This window comes from Isoptericola sp. NPDC019482 (assembly GCF_040632295.1).
Taxonomy (GTDB): Bacteria; Actinomycetota; Actinomycetes; order Actinomycetales; family Cellulomonadaceae; genus Isoptericola.
In genome coordinates this window covers 38,902-63,263 of sequence record NZ_JBEYBQ010000016.1, presented here as the reverse complement: position 1 = coordinate 63,263, position 24,362 = coordinate 38,902, and the positions used below count along the sequence as shown (strand labels likewise).

The window sequence follows — 24,362 nt, the reverse complement described above, 5'->3', positions numbered from 1 at the left end:
CCTGCAGGGGGCCCGTCGACATCTTAGCGACGCCCGGCGCGGGCTGCGCCCATGATTGCGCTTCCAGGCCTCTGACCTGCGAAAACGGGTTCGTCACAGGGTGGTCGGAAGGCCGCGGGGCAAGGGAGTGTCGGCCTCCCCGTGATAAACTCGTCGACTGGGAAAGGGGACATCTGCAGATGACGTTCACAGTAGGCGAGACGGTTGTCTACCCGCATCACGGCGCCGCGCTGATCGAAGAGATCAAGACGCGCAAGATCCGTGGCGAGGAGAAGATGTACCTCAAGCTCAAGGTCGCCCAGGGCGACCTGACGATCGAGGTCCCGGCGGAGAACGTCGACCTCGTGGGTGTGCGCGACGTGGTCGACCAGCAGGGGCTGGACCGCGTCTTCGAGGTGCTGCGCGCGCCCTACACGGAGGAGCCGACCAACTGGTCGCGCCGGTACAAGGCGAACCTCGAGAAGCTCGCGTCCGGCGACGTGATCAAGGTCGGCGAGGTCGTGCGCGACCTGTCGCGCCGCGACGCGGACCGTGGCCTCTCGGCGGGCGAGAAGCGCATGCTCGCCAAGGCTCGTCAGATCCTCGAGTCCGAGGTCGCGCTCGCCGAGGGCGTCGACGAGGAGAAGGCCGGCGCCATCATCGACGAGGTCCTCGCGTCCTGAGGCCTGTCACCAGCGCTGCACGACGGCGACCCCCGGCTCCGGCCGCGGGTCGCCGTCGTCGTTCCGGTACCGTGACGCCGTGACGACGCTCGCGATCCTCACCGCCGCGGGGTCGGGCACCCGCCTCGGACGGGATCTTCCGAAGGCCCTGGTCGCCCTGGGGGGCTTCCCCCTCGTGGTGCACGCCGCCCGCCGTCTGGCCGCCTCGGGCGTCGTCGACTCCCTGGTGGTCACCTGCCCCGCCGGGCTCGACGCCGCGGTGCGCGACGTCGTCGCGCAGGACCCGCACGTGGACGTGCCGGTCCGCGTGGTCGAGGGGGGCTCCACCCGGCAGGCGTCCGTCGCCGCGGGTCTCGCGCTCGCCGGCCCGGAGGACGACGTCGTGCTCGTGCACGACGCGGCTCGCCCGCTCGCCCCGCCCCGCCTGGTGCGCCGCGTCGTCGAGGCCGTCCGCGGCGGCCACGGCGCCGTCGTCCCGGGGCTGCCCGTCGCCGACACCGTGAAGCGGGTCGCGCCGGCGTCGTCCGCGGGGGGCGTCGAACGGGTCGTCGAGACGCCGGACCGCGCGGTGCTGCGTGCCGTGCAGACACCGCAGGGCTTCGACCGCGCGCTGCTGGAACGTGCGCATGCGCGGGGCGCGAGCCGCGCGACGGCCGAGGGCCTGGCGGCCACGGACGACGCGGGGCTGGTCGAGGCGCTCGGCGAGGCCGCCTACGTCGTCGCGGGCGAGGAGTCGGCCCTCAAGATCACCACAGAGCGCGACCTGCAGGTCGCCACGCTGCTGCTCCAGGAGGAGTCGTGACCGAGCTGACCGGGCCGTCCCGAGGGCTGCCGCGCACCGGGCTCGGCGTCGACGTGCACGCCTACGCCCCCGAGGGGTCCGACCGCGAGCTGTGGCTGGGCGCCCTGCGCTGGCCGGGGGAGCGGCCGCTGGCCGGGCACTCGGACGCCGACGTCGCGGCGCACGCCGCCGCCGACGCGCTCTTCTCCGCCGCCGGGATCGGCGACCTCGGCTCGCACTTCGGCACCAGCGAGCCCGAGTGGGCCGGGGCTGCGGGCGCGGTCCTGCTGGCCGAGGCCGCGCGGCGCGTCCGAGCGGCCGGGTTCGAGATCGGGAACGTCGCCGTGCAGGTGATCGGCAACCGGCCGAAGGTCGGCCCGCGCCGGGCGGAGGCCGAGGCCGCGCTGACGGCGGCGGCCGGCGCGCCCGTCTCCCTGAGCGCCACCACGACCGACGGCCTGGGCCTCACCGGCCGCGGCGAGGGCGTCGCGGCGATCGCCACCGCGCTCGTGGTCGCCGTCGGCTGAGCCCAGACGGCTCCGGGTCACCGGCACGGGACCGCCTCACTCCTGCAGCCGCGGGTCCTGCGACGGGTCGGCGTACGGCTCCGGGCAGCCCTCGTCGACCGCGTCGGGGCGCAGCTCGACGTGCCACGGCTCGTTCGCGTAGACCAGGCACAGCCCGTACGCGGCGCCGTGGTCCGCCACCCATTGGCTGCCGCCCGTCTGCTGCAGGTCGACGGCGTCGCCGGTGACGTGCGACGACGTGTCCGCCGACGCCACCCAGCGGGCCGCCTCGGCCGCGGACCCGTACTGGGCGACCGCCTCGCGCAGCAGCTGGTCCTGGTACGCCGCCGAGCGCCAGGCGCTGTTGACGAAGAACGTCACGCCGTCCCGCTCGGCGTCGCTCGCGGCCGCCTGCAGGGCCGCGAGCAGCGCCGGGTCGAGGTGCGCCAGGGCCGGGAGCGCGTCGTCGAACACGGTGGCGCCGTCGGGCACGTGGCCCGCGGCCTCGCCGTCGCGCGCGCCGCGGTCCGGGCGGTCGGCCGGGGCCTTCGCCGGCGTGACCGACGTCGTCGCGGGCGGGGACGACGCGGCCTGGCAGGCCGCGAGCCCGGCCACCGCGGCGGCCACGGCGAGCACGAGCGCGGTGCGGGCCCGGCGAGGGGTCGGGCGGACGGGCGTGTGGGCGGGTCGGTGGTGGAGCATGCCCCCAGTCGAGCCGGGCCGCCGTTGCCGGGGCGTATGCGCTCCTCGATACGCGGACGATAGGCGCCGCTCCGTAGCATCGAGGGCATGCGTGTGCTGATCGTCGAGGACGAGCCGTACCTGGCGCAGGCCGTCCGCGACGGCCTGCGCCTGGAGGCCATCGCGGCGGACGTCGCCGGCGACGGGGACGCCGCCCTCGAGCTGCTGCGCGTCAACTCCTACGACGTCGCCGTGCTCGACCGAGACATCCCCGGCCCGTCGGGGGACGAGGTGGCCGCGAGCATCGTCGCGTCCGGGAGCGGCCTGCCGATCCTCATGCTCACGGCCGCGGACCGGCTCGACGACAAGGCCACCGGGTTCGAGCTCGGCGCCGACGACTACCTCACCAAGCCGTTCGCGATGCGCGAGCTGGTGCTGCGGCTGCGCGCCCTCGACCGGCGGCGCGCGCACAGCCGGCCGCCGGTGCGGGAGCTCGCGGGCCTGCGGGTGGACCCGTTCCGCCGCGAGGTCTACCGCGACGGGCGCTACGTCGCGCTCACCCGCAAGCAGTTCGCCGTGCTGGAGGTGCTGGTCGGCGCCGACGGCGGCGTCATCAGCGCGGAGGAGCTGCTGGAGCGGGCGTGGGACGAGAACGCCGACCCCTTCACCAACGCCGTGCGGATCACGGTCTCGGCGCTGCGCAAGCGGCTCGGCGAGCCGTGGGTGATCGCCACCGTGCCCGGGGTGGGCTACCGCATCGCGGCCCCGCCCGACGACGCGCGGTCCGAGGCCCCGAGCGGCGCGGCCCGGCATGGCTAGGAGCCCGGGCCCGAGCGTCCGGCTGAAGCTCACGCTCAGCTACGCCGGGTTCCTCGTGGTGGCGGGCGCGCTGCTCCTCGCCGTCGTGTGGGTCTTCCTGCTGCGCTACGTGCCGGACACGATCATCGTCGACGTCGCACCGTCCCGTCCCGGGCCCGGGCAGTTCGTGCCCAACCGCTCCGACCTGGAGCGGGCGTTCGCTCCGCGGGTCGCCTGGGCGATGGTCTTCCTCCTGGTGTTCGGCCTGCTCGGCGGGTGGTTCCTGGCCGGGCGGATGCTCGCCCCGCTGGACCGGATCACGGACGCCACCCGCCGGGCCGCGGAGGGGTCGCTGGCGCACCGGATCCGGATGCCGGGGCGCCAGGACGAGTTCCGCGAGCTTGCCGACGCCTTCGACACGATGCTGGCCCGGCTGGAGGCGCAGGTCGCCGAGCAGCAGCGGTTCGCGGCCAACGCCTCGCACGAGCTGCGCACCCCGCTCGCGGTGACCCGGACCCTGCTCGAGGTGGGCGCCCAGGACCCGGACCGGGACACGGACGAGCTCCTGCGGCGGCTCGAGGCCGTCAACGCGCGCGCCATCGACCTCACCGAGGCGCTGCTCCTCCTGAGCCGGGCCGACCGCGGGGCGTTCACGCCGGAGCGGGTCGACCTGTCCCTGCTCGCGGAGGAGGCCGTCGAGACGCTCCTGCCGCTCGCGGACGCGCGCTCCGTCGAGATGAGCGTCGGCGGCGACGCCGCCCCGACGGTCGGGTCGCACGCGCTGCTGCTGCAGCTCGTCTCGAACCTCGTGCACAACGCGGTCGTGCACAACCTGCCGGGCGGCGGCACCGTGCGGGTGGTCACGGGGATGCGGGCCGACGACGTCGTCCTGACCGTCGAGAACACCGGCGAGCCGCTCGACCCGCGCCTGGTGCCGACCCTCGTCGAGCCGTTCCAGCGCGGCGGCGGGCGCACGCACGGCGAGCACACGGGGGTCGGCCTGGGCCTCGCGATCGTGCGGAGCATCGCCGAGGCGCACCACGGCACGGTGTCGCTGGCGCCCGGTCCGGGCGGCGGGCTGCGCGTGACGGTGCGGCTCCCCGGGGAGCGGGTCGTCCCGGCGGCGTGGCGGGGCTCGTCCTAGCCGTGCTGGTGGTCCGTGCTGGTGGTCCGTGCTGCTAGACCGTGGCGCCGAGGACGGTGTCGGTGTAGTCGTTGCGGAAGACGCCGTCAGGGTCAACGGCGGCGCGCACGCGGGCGACGTCGGCCAGCGGGTAGTGGTCGGCCAGGTACTCCGCCGTGCGGGTGTGCATCTTGCCCCAGTGCGGGCGGCCGCCCGCGGCGGCGAAGACCTGCTCGGCCGCGCTGAAGTACCGCTGGTGCGGCATGGGCGCGTACTGGTGCACCGCGACGTACGCCGTCTCGCGACCGTGCGCCGTCGAGAGCCAGACGTCGTCGGCGGCCGCGAAGCGCACCTCCACCGGGAACGGCACGGGCTCGCCGGACGCGCGCAGCCAGGCGTCGAGCTCGTCGAGCACCTCTCGCAGCGCGGCGCGGGGCAGCGCGTACTCCATCTCGACGAACCGCACGCGGCGCCGGGTGACGAAGACGTCGGCCGACGGCGCCACGTACGTCTTGGCGCCCAGCGCCCGCGCGCTCACCGCGTTGAGCCGGGGGACGAGGCCGGGGGCGGCCAGCGCGAGGCGGTTCACCACCTCGAAGGCGCCGTTGGACAGCACCTCCTCGTCCAGGAGGGCGCGGGCCCGGGCGCCCGCGGTGCGCACGGCGCCGAGGCCGCCGGCGCGGGCCGCCGCCCATGCCTCGATCTCCTCGGCCGTCGCGCGGTTGTTCCGCTTCGTCAGCGCCCGGCGGGTGCCGGGGAACCAGTAGAACTCCGCGTGGTCGTTGCCGTCGACGTACTCGTCGAGCTGCTCCAGCACGCGGTCCAGCGGCCACGGCTCCTCCTGCGCGCGCAGCCAGAACGCGGGCACGACCTCGAGCGTCACCGCCGACAGCACGCCCGCGGTGCCGAGGCCGAGGCGTGCCACCTCGAACAGCTCCCGCTCCGGGGTGCCTGGGGCCGCGGCATCCGACGCCGACCGGACCGCGCCGTCGGCGCCGACCACGCGGACGCCGCGCACCTGCGTCGCGAGGCCGCCCAGCCGGGCGCCGGTGCCGTGCGTGCCGGTCGAGATCGCGCCCGCGACGGACTGGCGGTCGATGTCGCCGAGGTTGCGCATCGCCAGGCCGAGCGACGCGAGCAGGCGGTTGAGGTGGTGCAGGCGGGTGCCCGCCCGGACGGTGACGAGCGACGTGCCGTCCGGCTGGGGCGCCACCGCCTCGATCCCGCTGAGGTGGTCGAGGCCGAGGTGCACGCCGTCGGTCACGGCCGCCGCGGTGAACGAGTGGCCCGCGCCCATCGCGCGCACCCGCAGGCCGTCCGCGGCGGCGCCCGCGACCACCGCGCCCAGCTCGCCCTCGTCGCGCGGCGCCACGCGGCGCGCGGGCTCCCACGAGTGCGTGCCGCCCCAGGTGCGCAGCGGGGCGTCGGGGGTGGCGGGGGCCGGCGTGCGGGCGACGGTGCTCGGAGTCACGCGGCACACTCTGCCACGGGCGGCGGCCCGCGCGGATCCTCCTCCGGGTGGATCGTCGACGACCCGTCGGACCGCCTGTCAGATCACCCTGCCGGGCCGTCCGACGACGCCCGGCGGCCGGTGTAGCGTGCGGTCATGACCCAGACGGAGCGGCTGGCCCGCGCCACCGCGCACCTGCCGGCTCCCGTGGCCGTGGTCGACCTCGACGCCTTCGACGCCAACGCCGCCGACCTGCGACGCCGCGCCCGAGGCGTCCCCGTGCGGGTGGCGAGCAAGTCCGTGCGGGTGCGCGCGCTCGTCGGCCGGGCGCTCGACGCCGGGTTCCAGGGCGTCATGGCCTTCTCCCTCGCCGAGGCGCTGTGGCTCGTGCAGGAGGGCGTGCACGACGTGCTCGTCGGCTACCCCACCGTGGACCGGGACGCGCTCGCGCGGCTCGCCGCCGACGTCCGCGCGCGACGCGAGATCACGCTCATGATGGACGACGTCGCCCAGCTCGCGCTCCTGGACGCCGCGCTGCGATCCGCCGCGCCCGTCGGGAGCGGCGACCTGCCTGACGTCGCCGTCTGCCTGGACGTCGACGCGTCCCTGCGGCTCGACGCCGGCCCCCTGCAGCTGCACCTGGGCACGCGGCGCTCGCCGCTGCGCACCCCGGACGACGTCGCGGCCCTCGCCCGCCGCGTCGAGGCGCAGCCCGGCGCCCGCCTGCGGGGGTTGATGTTCTACGAGGCGCAGGTCGCCGGCCTGCCCGACACCAACCCGGCCGTCCGGCTGGTCAAGAAGCTGTCGGTGGCCGAGCTGTACGGCCGCCGGTCGGCCGTCGTCGAGGCCGTCGGCGCCGCCGTCGGGCACGCCGTGGAGCTGGTGAACTCCGGCGGCACGGGCTCCCTCGAGACGTCGTCGGCCGGGCCGACGGTCACCGAGGTGACCGCGGGCTCCGGGCTGTTCGTCCCCGGCCTGTTCGACGGGTACCGCTCCTTCGACCCGCGGCCCGCCGCGTTCTTCGGGCTCGACGTCGCGCGGGTGCCCGCCCCGGGCTGGGCGACGGCGTTCGGGGGCGGGTACGTCGCCTCCGGACCGGCGGGGCGCTCGCGGCTGCCGCGCGTCGCGACGCCCGGCTGGTCGCTCACCGGCACCGAGGGCGCGGGGGAGGTCATGACGCCGCTGCGCCGGCGTCGCGGCGCGCCGCCCCTCGCCGTCGGCGACCGGGTGTGGCTGCGGCACGCCAAGGCGGGTGAGCTCATGGAGCGGTTCGACGTCGTCCACCTGGTGCGCGGCGACGAGATCGTCGAGTCCGTCCCCACGTACCGCGGCGAGGGACGCACCTTCGGCTGAGGGACCGGCCGGTACGCTGGACCGGTGAGCCTGCACCTGTACGACACCGCGACGCGCGACGTGCGCGCCTTCGTCCCCCTGAACCCGGGCGAGGTCGGTATCTACCTGTGTGGCGCCACCGTGCAGGCCCCGCCCCACATCGGCCACCTCCGCCCCGTCATCGCGTTCGACGTGCTGCGGCGCTGGCTGGAGCGCTCGGGCCTGCGGGTCACGCTGATCCGCAACGTCACCGACATCGAGGACAAGATCCTCGCCAAGGCGGCTGCGGCCGGCGTCGAGTGGTGGGCGCACGCCGCCACTCACGAGCGGATGTTCACGCGCGCCTACGACGCGCTCGGCGTCATTCCGCCCACCTACGAGCCGCGGGCCACCGGCCACGTGCCCGACATGGCGGAGCTCATGCAGCGGCTCGTCGACCGCGGGCACGCCTACGCGACCGGCCCCGGTGACGTCTGGTTCGACGTGCGCTCCTGGCCCGCGTACGGCGAGCTCACCCGGCAGCGGCTGGAGGACCTCAACCCGGAGCCCACCGGTGACGACGCCGCGGCGTCCGCCAAGCGGGACCCGCACGACTTCGCGCTGTGGAAGGCGCCCAAGCCCGGCGAGCCCGAGACGGCGTCCTGGGAGACGGCGTTCGGCCGCGGCCGGCCGGGCTGGCACCTCGAGTGCTCCGCGATGGCGCGCCGCTACCTGGGCGACGCGTTCGACATCCACGGCGGCGGGCTCGACCTGCGGTTCCCGCACCACGAGAACGAGCAGGCGCAGTCGCGCGCGGCCGGGTACGGCTTCGCGCAGCGCTGGATGCACTGCGCGTGGGTGACTCAGCAGGGCGTCAAGATGAGCAAGTCGCTGGGCAACGGGCTCCTCGTGAGCGAGCTGCTCGCGCAGGCGCCCGCGCCGGTGATCCGCTACGCCCTCGCGGCGGTGCAGTACCGCTCGATGCTCGAGTGGTCGCCCGACACCCTGGACGAGGCCCGCACCACCTGGGAGCGGCTGTCCGGCTTCGTGGACCGCGCCACCGAGCGTGTCGGCGGGGTGCCCGCCGACGAGGTCGCGAAGGCCGAGCTCCCGGCCGGGTTCGTCGAGGCGATGGACGACGACCTCAACGTGCCCGCCGCGCTCGCCGTCGTGCACGAGCACCTGCGCGCCGGCAACAGCGCCCTGGCGTCGCGCGACGACGCCGCGGCGCGCGAGGAGCTCGTCGCCCTGCGCGGCATGCTCGACGTCCTGGGCCTCGACCCGCACGACCCACAGTGGGTCTCGGACGCCGACGACTCCGCGGGGCGCGCCGCCCTGGAGTCGCTGGTCGCCGCCGAGCTCGACGCGCGGGTCGCCGCGCGCGCCGCGAAGGACTGGGCCACGAGCGACGCCATCCGCGACCGCCTCGCGGCCGCCGGCGTCGTCGTCCAGGACTCCGCGGACGGCGCCCGCTGGACGCTGACCGACTGACCCGCTCGACCACCTGAGAAGAGACACCATGGCAGGCAACACCCGACGCCCCGGCGCCGTCCGCAAGGCCGGCAGCAAGAAGGGCGCGCAGGTCGGCACCGGCGGGCACAGCCGCAAGGCGCTCGAGGGCAAGGGCCCGACGCCGAAGGCCGAGGACCGTACCTACCACCCGGCGCACAAGCGCAAGGTGGCGGCGGAGAAGAAGCAGGCCGCGCAGGCGCAGAAGGGCGCGAGCAAGGGGGTCGTGCGCGGCACGCGCCGCCCGACCGGCGGCGCCGAGGTGGTCGCGGGCCGCAACGCCGTGCTCGAGGCGCTGCGCACCGACGTGCCCGTCACCGCCGTGCACCTCGCCGCGCGCATCGACCACGACGACCGCACGCGCGAGATCCTCGAGCTGGCCTCGACCCGTTCCGTGCAGCTGCTCGAGGTGAGCCGCACCGAGCTCGACCACCTCACCGAGGGCTCCGTGCACCAGGGCGTCGCCGCGCAGGTGCCGCCGTACGCCTACGCGGACATCGAGGACCTGCTCGACGCCGCCGCCGCGGCGGGGCAGCCGCCGCTGATCGTCGCGCTCGACGGTGTGACCGACCCCCGCAACCTGGGCGCCGTGCTCCGGTCGGCCGGGGCCTTCGGCGCGCACGGCGTCGTCGTGCCGTCGCGCCGCTCGGCCGGCGTGACGGCGTCGGCGTGGAAGGTGTCGGCCGGCGCCGCGGCGCGGGTGCCCGTGGCCAAGGTGACCAACCTGGCCCGCACCCTCGCCGACCTCAAGAAGTCCGGCGCGTTCGTGGTCGGGCTCGACGCCGGCGGCGACACCACCGTGCGCGACCTCGCGTTCGCCACCGACCCGCTGGTGCTCGTCGTCGGCTCCGAGGGGCACGGCCTCTCCCGCCTGGTGCGCGAGACCTGCGACGCCGTCGCGTCCATCCCCATCTCGTCCGACGTCGAGTCGCTGAACGCCGGCGTCGCCGCGGGCATCACCCTCTACGAGGTGGCCCAGGCCCGCACTACCGCGAGATAGAGAACGCGGGTCCGGGTTCTCTATCTCGCGGACTACGTCGACAGGTGGAAGTGGTCGTCCTCCGGGGCGGCGTCCGGGCCGGCGTCCATGTCGACGATGTCGACGTCGCCCTCGCGGTCCGGCTCGCCCGGGGGCAGGCCGAGGAGGGCCTTCTCGTCCGGGCGGTGGCGCAGCACGTTCTCCACGTAGGACGTCGTGGCCTCGGGCATCGGGACGTCGCGACCCGCCCGCTCGGAGATGAACCAGCGGTGGTCGAGGATCTCGTGGAACAGCTGCGCCGGCTCGAGCTTGCGGCGCAGCTCGCGGGGGACGGCGCGGATCGTCGGCTGGAAGACGTTCTGCGACCAGTCGTGCGCCACCATCTGCGGGTCGTCCTCCTGGCGGTCCGTGGCCGCCACGTAGGAGTCGAGGTCGTTGAGGAGGCGGCGGGCCTGGTTGTCCTGGACGTCCAGGCCGGTGAGGCGGAACAGGCGGCGTGAGTGGTGGCCGGCGTCGACCACCTGGGGCTGGATGCGCACGGTGGTGCCGTCGATGTCGGTGGTGATGGACAGCTCGCCGACGTCGAAGCCCAGCTCGTTGAGCTGCTCGATGCGCGCCGCGACCCGCCAGCGCTCGTCGGAGCCGAACGACTCGACGCCCGTGAGCGCCTCCCACAGCTCCGTGTACCGGGAGACGAGGGCATCGCCGATCGCGATGGCGTCGACCTCCTCGTCGAGCAGCTCTCCCGCCTCGAGGTCGAACAGTTCGCCGATGATGTTGGTGCGGGCGAGGTCGACGTCGTAGGACCGCTGACCGGGGGTGAGCTCGCGGTGCAGGTCGCCGGTCTCGGCGTCCACGAGATAGGCCGCGAACTGGTGCGCGTCGCGCCGGAACAGCGTGTTCGACAGCGACACGTCGCCCCAGTAGAAGCCGACCAGGTGCACCCGCACCAGCAGGACGGCCAGCGCGTCGATGAGGCGGGCCGCGGTGTCGGGGCGCAGGGCCTGGCTGAACACGGCCCGGTAGGGGAGCGAGAACGCGAGGTGCTCCGTGACGAGCGCGGCCTCGAGCGGCTCGCCGTCGTCGTCCCGCCGTCCCGTCACGACGCCCACGGGACGGACGGCCGGGATCTCGAGCTTGCGCAGCTGGCGCAGCAGGTCGTACTCGCGGAACGCGACCGACTCGCTGATCTCCTTGATCGCGAGCACGCGCCCGTCGAGGCGCACGAACCGCACGACGTGCCGCGAGATACCGCGGGGGAGCGCGGCGAGCACGTCGGCGGGCCAGTCGATCAGGGGGGTGCGCCACGGCAGGTCGAGCAGCGCGGAGTCCGGCGTCGCCGAGGTGATCTGCAGCTGTTCCACGTCGCTCCATACGTTGTGGGTGGGCTCGTGGCCCCCGTGCAAGCCGTGAGCGGGCCACGAGCCCACCCACAACTCTCAGGCTCGTCAGGGTACGCGACGAGGGGCGGGCCCGGCAGCAGCCGGACCCGCCCCTCGGCGGTGCACTGACGGACTCAGTTGAGGCGGTTGCCCGTCGCGGCAGAGAACACGTGCGACTGGCCCGGCTTGATCGTCACGTGGATCTTGTCGCCCTTCATGGGGACGTCGCGCGGGTTGATGCGCACGATCACCTGGTTCTCGCCGGCGCCCGAGCGGACCTCGGCCTCCTCGGCGGCCGGCCCGAGCAGGGTGCCGTAGACGAACGCGTCCGAGCCGAGCTCCTCGACGAGGTTCACGGCCACCGGCATCGAGTTCTCGGTGCCCTCGGGGACCACGTCGAGCGCCTCGGGGCGGAAGCCGATGGTGATCTTGCCGCCGTCGGCGTCCGTGAGCTGCTCGACGATCGACCGCTCCAGCGGCACCTTGGCGGCGCCGACGTGGGCCACGCCGTCGTCGACCTTGAAGGTGGCGATGTTCATCGCCGGCGAGCCGATGAAGCCCGCGACGAAGACGTTGGCCGGGGTGTCGTACATCTCGCGCGGCGTGCCGACCTGCTGCAGCAGGCCGCCCTTGAGCACCGCGATGCGGTCACCCATGGTGAGCGCCTCGGTCTGGTCGTGCGTCACGTAGACGGTCGTGACGCCCAGGCGGCGCTGGAGCGAGGCGATCTGCGTACGGGTCTGGACGCGGAGCTTGGCGTCGAGGTTCGACAGCGGCTCGTCCATGAGGAACACCTGCGGCTGGCGCACGATCGCGCGGCCCATGGCGACACGCTGGCGCTGACCACCGGAGAGCGCCTTCGGCTTGCGGTCGAGGTACTCGGTGAGGTCGAGGATCTTGGCGGCCTCCTCGACGCGCTGGCGGATCTCGGCCTTGGGGGTGCCGGCGATCTTCAGCGCGAAGCCCATGTTGTCCGCCACCGACATGTGCGGGTACAGCGCGTAGTTCTGGAAGACCATCGCGATGTCGCGGTCCTTCGGCTGGACGTCCGTGACGTCGCGGTCGCCGATGAGGATGCTGCCGCCGTTGACGTCCTCGAGGCCGGCGAGCATGCGCAGCGAGGTGGACTTGCCGCAGCCCGAGGGGCCGACGAGGACGAGGAACTCGCCGTCCTCGACGTGCAGGTTGAGCTGGTCGACCGCGGGGCGCTCGGTGCCCGGGTAGATCCGCGTCGCGTGGTCGAAGGTGACCGTAGCCATGGTTGCAATCCCTCCACCGGCAGGTACGTGCCGGACGATCCGTTGTGGGTGGGTGCCGTTGCTTACACGCTGCCGTGTCGGCGGTGACACATTCTGTTGTCCCGGCGCTCCGGGGCCTCGGCCGGAAGGCCTCGGGTCGGTGCGCCGGGACGATCGTACATGCCCCGGGCGTGAGTTCTGACACAGCCCAGGTCAGGGCCCCGGGACGGTTCGGAAAGGGCTGTCCGTCAGCCCTCGAGCGCGTCCGCGAGACGCTGCAGGAGGGCGGCGAGCGCGTCCGCGTCCGCCACGCGCTCGGCCGCGAGCGTCGGCCCGGCGCCCACCTTGACGCCCAGGTCGCCCGGTCCGAGCACCTCGAACGCCGCCTCGTCGGTGGTGTCGTCGCCGGCGTACAGCACGAGCCCGCGGAGCCGTTCGTCGCCCTCCTCCAGCTCCTCGCGCAGGTGCTCGACGGCGATCCCCTTGGAGGTGGGCAGGACGGCGATCTCGACCACGTCCTTGCCGTGCATCGCGTGCAGGCCGAGGCGGGCGGCGACCGCGTCGGCGTCGGCCGTCGCGGCGCGCGCGCCGTCGGGGTCGCAGAGCCGGGTGTGCAGGACGGCGGCGCTCGGCTTGTCCTGCACCCACGCGCCGCGCCGCCCGTCGACGGCGTCCTGCAGCCCCTCGCGCAGCCGCTCCAGGGTGGCGGCCTGGGCGTCGGTGAGGCGCAGCGGCACCGCGTCGACGCCGTGCGCGGTGACCCGGCCGGTCTCCGCGCCGTGGCTCCCCACGAGGTACGTGCCGGCCGGGACGCCGGACCGGGCGGCGAGGTCCGTGAGGTTGCGGCCCGAGACGAGGGCGAGCCGCAGCTCGTCGCCGCCGGCCGGCACGGGACGCGCCGCGAGGGCCGCGAGCCGGTCCACCGCCGCCCGCGCGGCCGGCGTCATGGCCGACGCGGACGGGTCGTCGACCAGCGGCGCGAGCGTGCCGTCGAAGTCGAGCGCGACGAGCCGTGCGACCCGCCGCGTCGCGTGGTCGGGACGGTCGGGCCGCCCGGCGAACGCGAGCACCGCGGCCTCGGCCGCCGCGTCGCCGTCTGGCACGGGCCCGGTCACCCGCTGCCCGGCCACCTGAGGCTCGTCCACCTGAGGCTCGCTCACCCGCGGCTCGTCCGGGCCGGCATGGCGGTGAGCACGCCGAGGAACGTCTCGGACCACTTCGCGACGTCGTCGGCCATCACCTTGCGGCGCAGCCGGCGCATCCTGCGCCGCTGCTCGCGCGGGGGCATGTGCGCCGCGGCGACGATGGTGTCCTTCATCCCGTCGATGTCGTGCGGGTTGACCAGGAGCGGCCCGGGGGCGAGCTCGTCCGCGGCACCGGTGAACTCGCTCAGCACCAGCACCCCCTGCTCGTCCGAGCGCGCCGCGATGTACTCCTTCGCCACGAGGTTCATGCCGTCGCGCAGCGACGTCACGAGCATGACGTCGGCGGCCAGGTAGAGCGCCGCCATCTCGTCGGGCGGATAGGAGTGGTGCAGGTAGTGGATCGCGGAGTGCCCGAGCTCGCCGAACTCCCCGTTGATGCGGCCCACGAGGACCTCGACGTGCTCGCGCAGGTCCTGGTAGGCCCCCACGTTCTCGCGGCTGGGGCTCGCGACCTGCACGAGCGTCGCGCCCTCGACGTCGAGCCGGCCGTCCTGCAGCAGCTCGCCGTACGCCTTGATGCGGTGCCGGATGCCCTTGGTGTAGTCGAGGCGGTCGACGCCCAGCATCATCACCTTCGGGTCGCCGAGGTCGGCGCGGATCTCCTTGGCGCGGGCCTGCACCTCGGGTCGGCGGGCCAGCGCGTCGAAGTGGTGGGAGTCGATCGAGATGGGGAACGCCGCGGCCCGCACGTGGCGGGCGGGGCGGCCGTCCTCCTCCGCGACCGTGATGATCGGCCCGCGGGTGGTGTGCTTCGTGAGGCGTCGCACGGAGCGCACGAAGTTCGAGGCGTCGCCGCCGCGCTGGAAGCCGATGAGGTCGGCGCCCAGCAGCCCCTCGACGATCTGCGTGCGCCACGGCAGCTGCTGGAACAGCTCGACCGCGGGGAAGGGGATGTGGTCGAAGAACCCGATCCGCAGGTCGGGCCGCAGCTCGCGGAGCATCTTCGGCACCAGCTGGAGCTGGTAGTCGTGCACCCACACGACGGCGCCCTGCGCCGCCTGCGCGGCCGCGGCCTCGGCGAACCGGCGGTTCACGCGGCGGTACGCGTCCCACCACTGCCGGTGGTACGTCGGAGGAGAGATGACGTCGTGGTACAGGGGCCAGAGCGTGTCGTTGGAGAAGCCCTCGTAGTACCGCTCGATCTCGGGCTTGCTGAGCGTGACCGGCACCAGGAGCATGCCGTCGGCCTCGAAGGGCTCGTGCTCGAGGTCGGGGGCGCCGGACCAGCCGACCCAGGCGCCGTCCGCCTCGCGCATCACGGGCTCGAGCGCGGTGACGAGGCCGCCGGGGGAGCGGTGCCAGTCCACCCCGCCGTCGGCGTCGACCGTGAAGTCGACAGGGAGCCGGTTGGCGACGACGACGAGGTCGTACCCGTCGCCCTTCCGACGATGGCTGCTTGACGAACCTTTGCCTGCCAAGGGACCTCTCTCCACGAGTTCTGCCAGGACTCCATCAAGGACTCCGGAGGACGTCGAACGGACCACGTCCTCCCCGGACAGGGTACCGACGGGGCCCGTGCCTCGCCGGGGCGCGGACCGACGTCACACCCGCACGACCCGTCCTCGACCGTCCTGTGACCTGCCGCGGACCCGCGCGGCACGGCGCGCCGCGGGGGGTCCGGACGGCTACGGTGTGCCCCATGGGCGAGGTCGACGCGATGCAGGTCCCGGGGCGGACCCCGGTGCCCGGCCCGCCGTCGGCCGCGCGCGACGACGGAGCGCAGGACGGCGCGGCGCGGGACGGCGCGACGTCGGGCCAGGTGGCGCGTGCCCCGCGGTCCCGTGACGGCGGCCTCGCCGAGGGGGCCGAGGTCGGCGGCTACACCGTCGTCCGGCCGCTCGGCAGCGGCGCGATGGGCGCCGTCTACGAGGCGGTCGACGGCGGCGGCGGCCGGGTGGCGCTCAAGGTGCTGCACGCCCACGTCGACGCCGACCCCGCCGGGCGCGAGCGGCTGCGGCGCGAGGCCGCGGCCCTGCAGCGCCTGCGGCACCCCGCCGTCGCGCAGGTGCTCGACGCCGAGCTGGAGGGTCCGTACGCGTTCGTCGTGACCGAGCTGGTGGACGGCGTCACCCTCGAGGAGGAGGTGGACGGGCGCGGCCCGCTCGACGCCGCCGACGTCTTCTCCCTCGCCGACCAGCTCGCCGCCGCGCTCGAGGCCGTGCACGACGCCGGCGTGGTGCACCGCGACCTCAAGCCGTCCAACGTGATGATCACCGCGCAGGGGCCCGTGCTCATCGACTTCGGCATCGCGCAGGGCCCGGGCGACACCCGGACCACGTCCGCCGGGTTCGTCATGGGCACCCCCGGCTACATCGCGCCCGAGCTGCTCGACGGCGGCGCGCCCGTCGCCGAGACCGACTGGTGGAGCTGGGCGGCCCTGCTGTCGTTCGCCGCCACCGGCCGCTCGCCGTTCGGCGTCCGCCCCACCGAGCTGGTGCTGCGGCGCTCGCGGGAGGGGAGGCCCGACCTCCACGGCCTGCCCGCCCGCACCGCGCGGGCGCTCGCGGGGGCGCTCCAGGCGGACCCGGCCCTGCGCTGGGGGCCGACCGAGGTGGCCCGCGCCCTGCGTCGCGACCTCGACGACGCCCTCGGAGGCGCCCCCGACCCGTGGGCCGGGCCCGACGCCACGCAGCGGATCGTGCAGTCCGCCGAGACGCAACGGGTGGGCCTGCCCACGCAGGTCGTCGCGGCCGCCGCGGCCCCGGCGTCCTACCCCCCGACGGGCGCCGTCCCGGTCGCGCCGGGGGCGTCGCCGGTCGCGCCGCCGCCCCCGCCGCCGGTCGCGCCGGACCGGCCCACCACGTCCGCCCCCGCCACGCCGGCCGACGCCGACGACCCCACGCAGACGATGACCGCGCTGGAACGCGACCGGCTGCAGGCGCAGGACGGCGGCACCCGCGCCATCCCGATCGGCGACGTCCGGTACAAGGGCTACGACCAGCTCGTCGAGGAGCTGCCGCCGGAGCCCCCGGGCCCGTACGAGCGCCCCACGCACCGGCGGCGCACCGGGACCGCCGTCGCCGTCGCGCTGGTGCTCGTCGCCCTCGCGGCCACGCGCCCGCTCATCGGCTTCGGCGCCCTCGTCGCGCTCGTCCTCGTCTGCCGGTCCGTGGCGACGTCGGGCGACCGGCTGCACTCGCGGCGCGAGCACAAGGGTGTCCGCCGCTCCGACGGGTTCGTCGGCACGCTCCTGTTCCCCTGGCACGCGCTCCTGGGGATCCTCGGGTCGATCCCTGCGGTGCTGGTCGGCGCGTGCGCCGCGCTGCTGACGCTGCTGGCCGGCTGGTGGTTGTTCGGCGCCGGCCACCTCATCATCCTGCCGCGCGGGGACCTCGAGGCGCGTTCCCAGGGCGGGATGAACGAGGACATCGTGTTCAACGGGGTCCTCGCGGGGGTGATGGTCGTCGCGCTCCTCGCCACCTGGTTCGGCCCGGCCGGCGGCACCGCGCGCGAGGGCGGCCGCATCATCCTCGGGAAGATCGCGCCGGGCCGCATCGGCGCGGCCGTCGTCGTCGGCGTCTGCCTGGTGGCGACGGTGATCCTCGTCGCCCCTGTGCTCACCGACCCGACGATCGAGTGGTGGCCGCTCAGCGGGCCGCCCGAGATCCCCTGACCGACGCGCATCCGGCGCCCGCCGGTCCGGCAGGACGTTCCCGGCGAACGCTCAGCCGCCGCGGGTAGGCTTCGCCCCGTCCGGCGCTGCCGCGCCGCCCGACCCCCGAGATCCTCGAGGACACGATGTCGACGAAGAACCCGAACATGACGAAGGCGCAGCGCCGCGACGCCGCCCGCGCCGAGGCGCTCGCCCTGCGCGAGAAGGAGCAGCAGCGCGACCGGCGCAACCGGATCATCACCCTGTCCGTGCTCGCCGTCGCGCTCGTCGCGCTCGGCGTCGTGGTCTGGATGATCCTGCAGCAGGGCGCGAAGAAGAACGTCGACGACGTCCCCCTGTCCGAGGTGACGATGCCCTCGACGGCGCAGGAGAACGGCGGCATCCCCGTCGGCGCCGACAACGCGGCCGGGACGACCAACGACGACGCGCCCGTCATCGACGTCTACCTCGACTACATGTGCCCCGTGTGCGGCCAGTTCGAGCAGGTCAACGCGGCGGGCATCGACGAGATGGTCGGAGCCGGCGACGCGACCGTCGTCTACCACCCGATCTCGATCCTCGACCGCCTCTCGGCGGGCACCGAGTACTCGACGCGCTCCGGTGCCGCGGCGGCCTACGTCGCCGACCAGGCGCCCGAGGTGTTCCCCGCCTTCCACGCGGCGCTGTTCACCAACCAGCCCGCGGAGAACACCGAGGGCCTGTCCGACGAGCAGCTCGCGACCTACGCCGAGGAGGCGGGCGCGCCCGCCGAGGTGGCCTCCGCCATCGAGGACGGCACCGCGCGCGAGACGTTCGGGCAGTACGTCCACTCGGCCACCCTGGCCATCCAGGAGACGGACGGCTTCACCGGCACGCCGTACGTGCTGGTCGACGGCGAGGTCGTGCAGAACTGGAACGACCCGGCCGGCCTGCAGGACGCGGTCACGGCCGCCGCGGGCAGCTGACCCGCGCGCGGCACGGCCTGCCCGTCCCGGTAGGCTGTGCCGCGCTCCCGCCGCCTTAGCTCAGCTGGTAGAGCTCCCGTCTTGTAAACGGAAGGTCGTCGGTTCGAATCCGACAGGCGGCTCCACGCACCCGGAACGTGCACCCGGAACGTGCACCCGGAACGTGCACCCGGAACGACGAGGGGGCGGACCATGGCCTGGCCACGGTCCGCCCCCTGGTCGTTCCCGGTCGTCAGCGGGCGTCTTCCGCCGGAGGCCAGGCGGCGGGCTCGCCCCACTTCGGCGCACGGCCGTCGCCGCTGGACGTGTGCTTGATCCGGCGCTGCACCCAGGGGACGACGTGCGTGCGCGCCCACTGCGCGTTGGCGCGCGCCCGCTCGACGAACGCCGCCGGTGGCAGCGGGTCGAGCGCGACGGCGTAGTCGGCGTCGTCGGGCTCGAGGCCGAGGCCGACCAGTCCGGCGTCCGCGACGCGGCGGTGGCCCTCCGGGGTGAGGTGGATGCGGTCGTCGGCCCACATGCGCAGGTCGAACAGCGGGTCGAGGCCCCACAGGTCCAGCACGTGCGCGCCGTGCTTGCGCGCGATGGTCCAGATGTTCGCGTTGAACTGGCCCACGCGGCCGCGGGTCCAGCTCAGTCCGGCGCCCGCCTTGAAGCCCGTGCCGAGCAGCACCTCGGCGCCCGTCGCGCGGATCTTCGCCACGCCCTGCTCCAACCGGGCCGAGAGCACGTCGATGTCGGCCTGCGGGCGGAGGATGTCGTTGCCGCCGCCGACGAACGACACCAGGTCGGGCTGCATCGCCAGCGCGACGTCGACCTGCTCGTCGAGGATGTGGCGCAGCAGCCGGCCGCGGATCGCGAGGTTCGCGTACTCCAGGGCGGGCGCGCCGGCGGCAGTGCGACGTTCCGACAGCGCGCCCGCGAGCCGGTCGGCCCAGCCGCGCTGCTTCGCGTCCGACTCCGTGCCCGCCGGGGCCGGGGTGCCGTCGTCGAACGGGTACGGGTCCCACAGGCCCTCGCTGAACGAGTCGCCGATCGCGACGTAGCGCGCCCACGGGGGTGCGGACGCGGGCGCGTCGCCGGGGGTCGTGCCGTCAGGGGTCGGGGTGGGGGCCTGCGTGGTCACGTCCGCCATTGTGCTCCTCGCGCGGCGGTGGGCGCTCGGGGCGACGACGCGGTTCGTCGTGCGGCGCCGTCCCTCCCGTCCCGCGGCGTCAGGCGAGGCGCCAGTCCACGGGCGTGCCGCCCTGCGCCTCGAGCAGCGCGTTGACGCGCGAGAACGGGCGCGAGCCGAAGAACCCGCGGTACGCGGACAGCGGGCTGGGGTGCGCGCTCTCGACGGTCGGGACGTCGCCGAGCCAGGGCTTGAGCGACGCTGCGTCGCGCCCCCACAGGATGGCGACGAGCGGGCCGCCGCGGGCGACGAGCGCCTTGATCGCCGCCTCGGTGACCTGCTCCCAGCCCTTGCCACGGTGCGACGCCGGCGTGCCGGGCCGCACGGTCAGCACGCGGTTGAGCAGCATGACGCCCTGGTCGGCCCACGGGCGCAGGTCGCCGTTCGACGGGGTGGGGACGCCGACGTCGTCCGCGAGCTCGGTGTAGATGTTCACGAGCGACTTCGGGACGGGGCGCACGTGCGGCTGCACGGAGAACGACAGGCCCATCGGGTGCCCGGGGGTGGGGTAGGGGTCCTGCCCGACGACGAGCACGCGCACGTCGGCGAGCGGGCGGGAGAACGCCGCGAAGATGTTCGGCCCCTCGGGCAGATACGTGCGGCCGGCGGCGACCTCCGCGCGCAGGAAGTCGCCCATCGCGTGGATCTGCGGCTCGACGTCGGCCAGCGCGGCCGCCCAGTCCGGCGCCATGACCTGGTCGAGGGGCGGCCGGGTGGTCGTCGTCGTGCCGGGGCCGGTCGTCGAGGTGTCCACGCGGCGACGCTAGCGCACCCGCCCGGCGAGTTGTCAGAGTCACGTGGGGGTATGGGGCGACGTGGCTCTGACAGGTCGCGAGCGCCGTGAGTTGTCAGAGGCAGGTCGGGGTATGGCGCCTTGTGGCTCTGACAAGTCGCGGGATCGCGGCACGCGGGGCGACGTCGTCGGGGCGGGCGCGCGGACGCGCCATACTGGGACGCCATGAGCGAGATCCTGGTCCAGGAGGTCCAGCCTGACCCGGAGGCGTCGGGCACGACGGCGACCGAGTCGTCCACGGCGTCGTCCGCGGCGTCGTCCGCGGCGTCGGCGGACGGCGACCTCTCCGACCGCGACCGCGAGATCCTCGCCTTCGAGCGGCAGTGGTGGAAGTACGCCGGGGCGAAGGAGCAGGCGGTGCGCGAGCTGTTCGGGCTGTCCGCGACGCGCTACTACCAGGTGCTGAACGCCCTCATCGACTCGCCCGCGGCGCTCGCCCACGACCCGATGCTCGTCAAGCGGCTGCGGCGGATGCGCTCCACGCGCCAGCGCGCCCGGTCGGCGCGGCGCCTCTCCGACGGCCAGGGCTGACGGACAGGGCCGACAGCCGGGCAGACGACGCGCGCGTGACCTGGGCGGACCGGCGCACCAAGGGCTTGCTGAGAGCAGCCTGGACGGGCGGCCACCCAGAGCGGCTACCCTGTCCGCCGTGAGCAAGAGCCATTACTCCTACCCGCCCGACGAGTTCGACGTCCGCGGGCCCGAGGGCACGCCGGTCGGTGTGCATCGTGAGCCGCGCAGCGGGTGGAGCTCGGTGTGGCCGTTCCTGCTGATCGTCGTCGTGTGCGGCGGCCTCGCGGTCGGCATCGTCTCCTTCCTGTCCGACGACGGCGAGCCGGCCACGCCTCCCGCGGCCGAGCAGTCCGCCGGCACGGGCGCCGACGAGCCGGAGGCGTCCGCCTCGGAGGAGGCCCCGGCGGACGGCGAGGAGGCTCCCGCCGACGGCGAGGAGGGCGGCGACGCCTCGGAGGAGCCCACGGACGGCGAGTCGGAGGAGGCCACCGACCTGCCCGGCGACCCGGCGGCGGCGAACCTCGAGGCGCCGGTCATCGTCTACAACGACGGCGCCCCGGCGGGTTCGGCGGGTGAGGCCCAGGGCGTCCTGGCGAACGATGCCGGATTCACCGACGTCGCCGCGGGTGACGCTCCGGACGCGCCGGTCGAGATCGCCGGCGCCTACGACGACACCACCGTGCTGTACGGCGCGGACCGTGCGGACACCGCCAGCGCGGTCGCCGAGGCGCTCGGCGTCGACCCGGCCGACGTGCAGCCTTCGGACGACGTCTCGGCCAGCGAGCAGGCCGTCTGGGTGGTCCTCAAGTCGCCCGTCGGCTGAGGCGTCGTCACCGTCCGGGATGTCGGCATCTCGCATGCCGACATTCCGGACATCGGTGCTTCCCTTGCCGTGATCGGCGCTACTAGGCTCCCGTTCACCGCGGGGTGCCTGCCCCGCGGCCGAGAAGCACGAGGAGAGGTACATGGCCCAGGGCACCGTCAAGTGGTTCAACGCGGAGAAGGGGTACGGGTTCATCACCCCGACCGCAGGCGGGCAGGACCTGTTCGTCCACTACAGCGCCATCCAGACCGACGGGTACCGCACCCTGGACGAGGGGCAGGGCGTCGAGTTCGAGGTCGGCCAGGGGCAGAAGGGTCCGCAGGCCGAGCAGGTCCGCCCGCTCTGACCACGCCGTCGACAGCGGTCGACAGCCGTCGACAGCCGTCGACAGCCGTCGACCAGCGGCTCGACCAGCGACTCGACCAGCGACTCGACCAGCAGGTCGTCACGAAGGCCGGCACCGCAGGACGCAGGGACGCGTCCGGGGTGCCGGCCTTCGTCGTCCCCGCGCGGCCGGTGCGCGCTGCACGCCCTCGGCGAACGTCTTGCACTCGCCACCCGAGAGTGCCAATAATGGCTTAGCACTCTCGGCCTGTGAGTGACAGCCGCCCTCCGGGGCGGCGTGCTCCCGGGCCGCGGGTGAAGCATTCGGGTCGTTCGGTGAGACCCTCCGCGCGTGCGTGACCTGAACGCCGCGGGGTGGGTCGTCCGTCGCGGGCGCCGGCCGGCCATCTCAGCCACCAGCGGAGGATCAGTCCCCATGGCCAAGATCATCGCGTTCGACGAGGAAGCTCGTCGGAGCATGGAGCGCGGGCTCAACCAGCTCGCCGACACCGTGAAGGTCACGCTCGGCCCCAAGGGCCGCAACGTCGTCCTGGACAAGAAGTGGGGCGCCCCCACGATCACCAACGACGGTGTCTCCATCGCCAAGGAGATCGAGCTCGACGACCCGTACGAGAAGATCGGCGCGGAGCTCGTCAAGGAGGTCGCCAAGAAGACCGACGACGTCGCGGGTGACGGCACCACCACCGCCACCGTGCTCGCCCAGGCGCTCGTGCGCGAGGGCCTGCGCGTCGTCGCCGCCGGCGCCAACCCGATCGCCGTCAAGCGCGGCATCGAGAAGGCCGTCGAGGCCGTCACCGAGCAGCTGCTCAACGCCGCGGTCGAGATCGAGACCAAGGACCAGATCGCCGCCACGGCCGCCATCTCGGCCGGCGACGCCTCCATCGGCGAGCTCATCGCCGAGGCCCTCGACAAGGTGGGCAAGGAGGGCGTGATCACGGTCGAGGAGTCGAACACGTTCGGCCTCGAGCTCGAGCTCACCGAGGGCATGCGCTTCGACAAGGGCTTCCTCGCCCGCTACTTCGAGACGGACCCGGAGCGCCAGGAGGCCGTCCTCGAGGACCCGTACGTCCTGATCGTCGAGTCGAAGATCTCGAACGTCAAGGACATGCTGCCGGTGCTCGACCAGGTCATGAAGGCCGGTCGCTCGCTGCTCATCATCGCCGAGGACGTCGAGGGCGAGGCCCTGGCCACCCTCGTGCTGAACAAGATCCGCGGCACCTTCAAGTCCGTCGCCGTCAAGGCCCCGGGCTTCGGCGACCGCCGCAAGGCCATGCTGCAGGACATCGCGATCCTCACCGGCGGCCAGGTCATCACCGAGACGGTGGGCCTCAAGCTGGAGAACGCGACCCTGGACCTGCTGGGCCAGGCGCGCAAGGTCGTCGTGACCAAGGACGAGACCACGATCGTCGAGGGTGCGGGCGACGCCGAGCTCATCTCGGGCCGCGTCAACCAGATCCGTTCCGAGATCGAGAAGTCGGACTCGGACTACGACCGCGAGAAGCTGCAGGAGCGCCTCGCCAAGCTGGCCGGCGGCGTGGCCGTCATCAAGGCCGGCGCGGCCACCGAGGTGGAGCTCAAGGAGCGCAAGCACCGCATCGAGGACGCCGTCCGCAACGCCAAGGCCGCGGTCGAGGAGGGCATCGTCGCCGGTGGTGGCGTCGCGCTGATCCAGGCCGGTGCCGCCGCGTTCCCGAAGCTGGAGCTCGAGGGCGACGAGGCGACCGGTGCGCAGATCGTGCGCGCCGCGATCGACGCCCCGCTCAAGCAGATCGCCGTCAACGCCGGCCTCGAGGGCGGCGTCGTGGCGGAGAAGGTCCGCAACCTCACCCCGGGTCACGGCCTCAACGCCGCGACCGGCGCGTACGAGGACCTGCTGGCCGCGGGCGTCAACGACCCGGTCAAGGTCACGCGCTCCGCGCTGCAGAACGCCGCGTCGATCGCCGCGCTGTTCCTCACCACCGAGGCCGTCGTGGCCGACAAGCCGGAGCCGGCCGCGGCCGCCCCGGGTGGCGACGGTGGCATGGGCGGCATGGACTTCTGATCCAGTCAGCCTGAGCCGGCGCGCACGCGCTGACGCACGACGGCGGCCGGTCACCCCGCGAGGGGTGGCCGGCCGCCGTCGTGCGCCCTGGACTCTGTCAGCGGGTCGCGAAGAGCCGCGTGGCCTGAGCCTCGGCGTCCGCGTAGGTGCGCGACGCCGACGACAGTGCCGCCGTGACGGCGTCGAGCGCCGCCTCGACCTGCGTCTGGGTGGCCTGCCACTGGCCCATGACGCCCGCGAACTGGGTGGCCGCGCCCCCGTGCCAGCTGGACTGCAGGTCCTGCAGGTGCCGCATCATCGCCCCCACCTCGGAGCGGATCGCCGCCACGGAACCGTTCACCGCCGCGCTCGCCTGCGCGACCCGCTCGCTGTCGACCTCGTACCGCACGTGTCCTCCTTCGTCGCCGTGCCCCCTGCGGGGTTGCCGACGACGACGTTACGGAGCGTGCGGGCACCATGGCCGCCGTCGTCCACAGGGTGTGGACAACCCG

Annotated in this window: 23 protein-coding genes and 1 tRNA gene; 15 read left to right on the top strand and 9 right to left on the bottom strand. The window is 74.3% G+C overall.

From position 1 onward, the window contains the following. Positions 1 to 179: 179 nt before the first annotated feature. From ABZ493_RS12420 to ispF, 3 genes are all read left to right on the top strand, one after another. Positions 180 to 662, top strand: coding sequence for a CarD family transcriptional regulator (locus tag ABZ493_RS12420; RefSeq protein WP_079570762.1), 483 nt, complete (start codon positions 180 to 182; stop codon positions 660 to 662). Between the two features lie 79 nt (positions 663 to 741). Further along, on the top strand, positions 742 to 1,464 hold the full coding sequence (ispD, locus tag ABZ493_RS12415) for a 2-C-methyl-D-erythritol 4-phosphate cytidylyltransferase (protein ID WP_430582474.1): 723 nt from the start codon (positions 742 to 744) through the stop codon (positions 1,462 to 1,464). Further along, on the top strand, positions 1,461 to 1,970 hold the full coding sequence (gene ispF, locus ABZ493_RS12410) for a 2-C-methyl-D-erythritol 2,4-cyclodiphosphate synthase (RefSeq protein ID WP_430582473.1): 510 nt from the start codon (positions 1,461 to 1,463) through the stop codon (positions 1,968 to 1,970). The genes ispD and ispF overlap by 4 nt, the downstream gene beginning before the upstream one ends. A 36-nt stretch (positions 1,971 to 2,006) precedes the next feature. Here ispF and ABZ493_RS12405 read toward each other — a convergent pair whose 3' ends face one another. Continuing rightward, positions 2,007 to 2,651 (bottom strand): D-alanyl-D-alanine carboxypeptidase family protein, encoded by a 645-nt coding sequence (locus ABZ493_RS12405; protein ID WP_430582472.1) that lies wholly within the window; start codon positions 2,649 to 2,651, stop codon positions 2,007 to 2,009. 87 nt (positions 2,652 to 2,738) lie between these two features. On the opposite strand from ABZ493_RS12405, the gene ABZ493_RS12400 reads away from it, so the two are divergent. Both ABZ493_RS12400 and ABZ493_RS12395 read left to right on the top strand, forming a co-directional pair. Beyond that, on the top strand, positions 2,739 to 3,449 hold the full coding sequence (locus tag ABZ493_RS12400) for a response regulator transcription factor (protein ID WP_430582471.1): 711 nt from the start codon (positions 2,739 to 2,741) through the stop codon (positions 3,447 to 3,449). Beyond that, positions 3,442 to 4,572, top strand: coding sequence for a HAMP domain-containing sensor histidine kinase (locus ABZ493_RS12395; protein ID WP_430582470.1), 1,131 nt, complete (start codon positions 3,442 to 3,444; stop codon positions 4,570 to 4,572). Before ABZ493_RS12400 ends, ABZ493_RS12395 begins: the two co-directional genes overlap by 8 nt. Before the next feature lie 34 nt (positions 4,573 to 4,606). On the opposite strand, the gene ABZ493_RS12390 is transcribed toward ABZ493_RS12395, so the two are convergent. Next, a complete protein-coding gene (locus tag ABZ493_RS12390) occupies positions 4,607 to 6,022 on the bottom strand; it encodes a D-arabinono-1,4-lactone oxidase (protein ID WP_430582469.1) in 1,416 nt (471 codons plus the stop codon). Between the two features lie 135 nt (positions 6,023 to 6,157). Between ABZ493_RS12390 and ABZ493_RS12385 the strand changes: the two genes are divergently transcribed. The 3 genes from ABZ493_RS12385 to rlmB are packed head-to-tail and all read left to right on the top strand — an operon-like array spanning position 6,158 to position 9,821. After that, a complete protein-coding gene (locus ABZ493_RS12385; RefSeq protein WP_430582468.1) occupies positions 6,158 to 7,354 on the top strand; it encodes an alanine racemase in 1,197 nt (398 codons plus the stop codon). Between the two features lie 24 nt (positions 7,355 to 7,378). After that, positions 7,379 to 8,803: a cysteine--tRNA ligase gene (cysS, locus tag ABZ493_RS12380; RefSeq protein ID WP_430582467.1), complete on the top strand. Its 1,425-nt coding sequence runs from the start codon at positions 7,379 to 7,381 to the stop codon at positions 8,801 to 8,803. Positions 8,804 to 8,831: 28 nt separating this feature from the next. Further along, entirely contained in the window at positions 8,832 to 9,821 is a 990-nt protein-coding gene (gene rlmB / locus ABZ493_RS12375) for a 23S rRNA (guanosine(2251)-2'-O)-methyltransferase RlmB (RefSeq protein WP_430582466.1), read from the top strand. 32 nt (positions 9,822 to 9,853) lie between these two features. On the opposite strand, the gene ABZ493_RS12370 is transcribed toward rlmB, so the two are convergent. The 4 genes from ABZ493_RS12370 to ABZ493_RS12355 all read right to left on the bottom strand — a co-directional run bounded on the left by ABZ493_RS12370 (position 9,854) and on the right by ABZ493_RS12355 (position 15,043). Beyond that, the gene (locus tag ABZ493_RS12370; RefSeq protein WP_430582465.1) at positions 9,854 to 11,164 is read right to left on the bottom strand and encodes a DUF4032 domain-containing protein; all 1,311 of its coding nucleotides are present in this window, start codon (positions 11,162 to 11,164) and stop codon (positions 9,854 to 9,856) included. Positions 11,165 to 11,316: 152 nt separating this feature from the next. Beyond that, complete coding sequence (gene ugpC / locus ABZ493_RS12365; RefSeq protein WP_430582464.1) at positions 11,317 to 12,441, bottom strand: sn-glycerol-3-phosphate ABC transporter ATP-binding protein UgpC; 1,125 nt, start codon at positions 12,439 to 12,441, stop codon at positions 11,317 to 11,319. Between the two features lie 227 nt (positions 12,442 to 12,668). Continuing rightward, positions 12,669 to 13,580 carry a trehalose-phosphatase gene (gene otsB / locus ABZ493_RS12360; protein ID WP_430582463.1) on the bottom strand — a complete coding sequence of 304 codons (912 nt, stop codon included), beginning with the start codon at positions 13,578 to 13,580 and terminating at the stop codon, positions 12,669 to 12,671. Then, positions 13,577 to 15,043 carry a trehalose-6-phosphate synthase gene (locus ABZ493_RS12355; RefSeq protein ID WP_430582462.1) on the bottom strand — a complete coding sequence of 489 codons (1,467 nt, stop codon included), beginning with the start codon at positions 15,041 to 15,043 and terminating at the stop codon, positions 13,577 to 13,579. Before ABZ493_RS12355 ends, otsB begins: the two co-directional genes overlap by 4 nt. Before the next feature lie 221 nt (positions 15,044 to 15,264). Here ABZ493_RS12355 and ABZ493_RS12350 point away from each other — a divergent pair, with 221 nt between their 5' ends. The 3 genes from ABZ493_RS12350 to ABZ493_RS12340 all read left to right on the top strand — a co-directional run bounded on the left by ABZ493_RS12350 (position 15,265) and on the right by ABZ493_RS12340 (position 18,307). Next, positions 15,265 to 17,238 (top strand): serine/threonine-protein kinase, encoded by a 1,974-nt coding sequence (locus tag ABZ493_RS12350; protein WP_430582461.1) that lies wholly within the window; start codon positions 15,265 to 15,267, stop codon positions 17,236 to 17,238. Positions 17,239 to 17,384: 146 nt separating this feature from the next. Further along, entirely contained in the window at positions 17,385 to 18,182 is a 798-nt protein-coding gene (locus ABZ493_RS12345) for a thioredoxin domain-containing protein (RefSeq protein ID WP_430582460.1), read from the top strand. Positions 18,183 to 18,231: 49 nt separating this feature from the next. Further along, positions 18,232 to 18,307: transfer RNA gene (locus ABZ493_RS12340), tRNA-Thr, on the top strand. A 107-nt stretch (positions 18,308 to 18,414) separates the two neighbouring features. Here the strand turns inward: ABZ493_RS12340 and ABZ493_RS12335 are convergent. Further along, positions 18,415 to 19,308, bottom strand: coding sequence for an SGNH/GDSL hydrolase family protein (locus tag ABZ493_RS12335; protein WP_430582459.1), 894 nt, complete (start codon positions 19,306 to 19,308; stop codon positions 18,415 to 18,417). Between the two features lie 88 nt (positions 19,309 to 19,396). Next, positions 19,397 to 20,047 carry a uracil-DNA glycosylase gene (locus ABZ493_RS12330; protein ID WP_430582505.1) on the bottom strand — a complete coding sequence of 217 codons (651 nt, stop codon included), beginning with the start codon at positions 20,045 to 20,047 and terminating at the stop codon, positions 19,397 to 19,399. Positions 20,048 to 20,314: 267 nt separating this feature from the next. Here ABZ493_RS12330 and ABZ493_RS12325 point away from each other — a divergent pair, with 267 nt between their 5' ends. From ABZ493_RS12325 to groL, 4 genes are all read left to right on the top strand, one after another. Further along, positions 20,315 to 20,680: a DUF3263 domain-containing protein gene (locus ABZ493_RS12325; protein ID WP_430582458.1), complete on the top strand. Its 366-nt coding sequence runs from the start codon at positions 20,315 to 20,317 to the stop codon at positions 20,678 to 20,680. 118 nt (positions 20,681 to 20,798) lie between these two features. Next, positions 20,799 to 21,485 (top strand): LytR C-terminal domain-containing protein, encoded by a 687-nt coding sequence (locus ABZ493_RS12320; RefSeq protein ID WP_430582457.1) that lies wholly within the window; start codon positions 20,799 to 20,801, stop codon positions 21,483 to 21,485. Between the two features lie 142 nt (positions 21,486 to 21,627). Next, complete coding sequence (locus ABZ493_RS12315; protein ID WP_416344544.1) at positions 21,628 to 21,831, top strand: cold-shock protein; 204 nt, start codon at positions 21,628 to 21,630, stop codon at positions 21,829 to 21,831. A 414-nt stretch (positions 21,832 to 22,245) separates the two neighbouring features. Beyond that, positions 22,246 to 23,871: a chaperonin GroEL gene (gene groL, locus ABZ493_RS12310; protein WP_430582456.1), complete on the top strand. Its 1,626-nt coding sequence runs from the start codon at positions 22,246 to 22,248 to the stop codon at positions 23,869 to 23,871. Positions 23,872 to 23,968: 97 nt separating this feature from the next. Here groL and ABZ493_RS12305 read toward each other — a convergent pair whose 3' ends face one another. Beyond that, a complete protein-coding gene (locus ABZ493_RS12305) occupies positions 23,969 to 24,259 on the bottom strand; it encodes a WXG100 family type VII secretion target (protein WP_416344546.1) in 291 nt (96 codons plus the stop codon). Positions 24,260 to 24,362: the final 103 nt, after the last annotated feature.

Coding starts and splice junctions, on each gene's coding strand:
- ABZ493_RS12350 (WP_430582461.1), top strand. CDS start 15,265: ATGGGCGAGGTCGACGCGATGCAGGTCCCGGGGCGGACCCCGGTGCCC.
- ABZ493_RS12420 (WP_079570762.1), top strand. CDS start 180: ATGACGTTCACAGTAGGCGAGACGGTTGTCTACCCGCATCACGGCGCC.
- ABZ493_RS12395 (WP_430582470.1), top strand. CDS start 3,442: ATGGCTAGGAGCCCGGGCCCGAGCGTCCGGCTGAAGCTCACGCTCAGC.
- ugpC (WP_430582464.1), bottom strand. CDS start 12,441: ATGGCTACGGTCACCTTCGACCACGCGACGCGGATCTACCCGGGCACC.
- ABZ493_RS12405 (WP_430582472.1), bottom strand. CDS start 2,651: ATGCTCCACCACCGACCCGCCCACACGCCCGTCCGCCCGACCCCTCGC.
- ABZ493_RS12385 (WP_430582468.1), top strand. CDS start 6,158: ATGACCCAGACGGAGCGGCTGGCCCGCGCCACCGCGCACCTGCCGGCT.
- ABZ493_RS12330 (WP_430582505.1), bottom strand. CDS start 20,047: ATGGCGCCGGACTGGGCGGCCGCGCTGGCCGACGTCGAGCCGCAGATC.
- rlmB (WP_430582466.1), top strand. CDS start 8,832: ATGGCAGGCAACACCCGACGCCCCGGCGCCGTCCGCAAGGCCGGCAGC.
- ABZ493_RS12400 (WP_430582471.1), top strand. CDS start 2,739: ATGCGTGTGCTGATCGTCGAGGACGAGCCGTACCTGGCGCAGGCCGTC.
- ABZ493_RS12315 (WP_416344544.1), top strand. CDS start 21,628: ATGGCCCAGGGCACCGTCAAGTGGTTCAACGCGGAGAAGGGGTACGGG.
- groL (WP_430582456.1), top strand. CDS start 22,246: ATGGCCAAGATCATCGCGTTCGACGAGGAAGCTCGTCGGAGCATGGAG.
- ABZ493_RS12345 (WP_430582460.1), top strand. CDS start 17,385: ATGACGAAGGCGCAGCGCCGCGACGCCGCCCGCGCCGAGGCGCTCGCC.
- ABZ493_RS12325 (WP_430582458.1), top strand. CDS start 20,315: ATGAGCGAGATCCTGGTCCAGGAGGTCCAGCCTGACCCGGAGGCGTCG.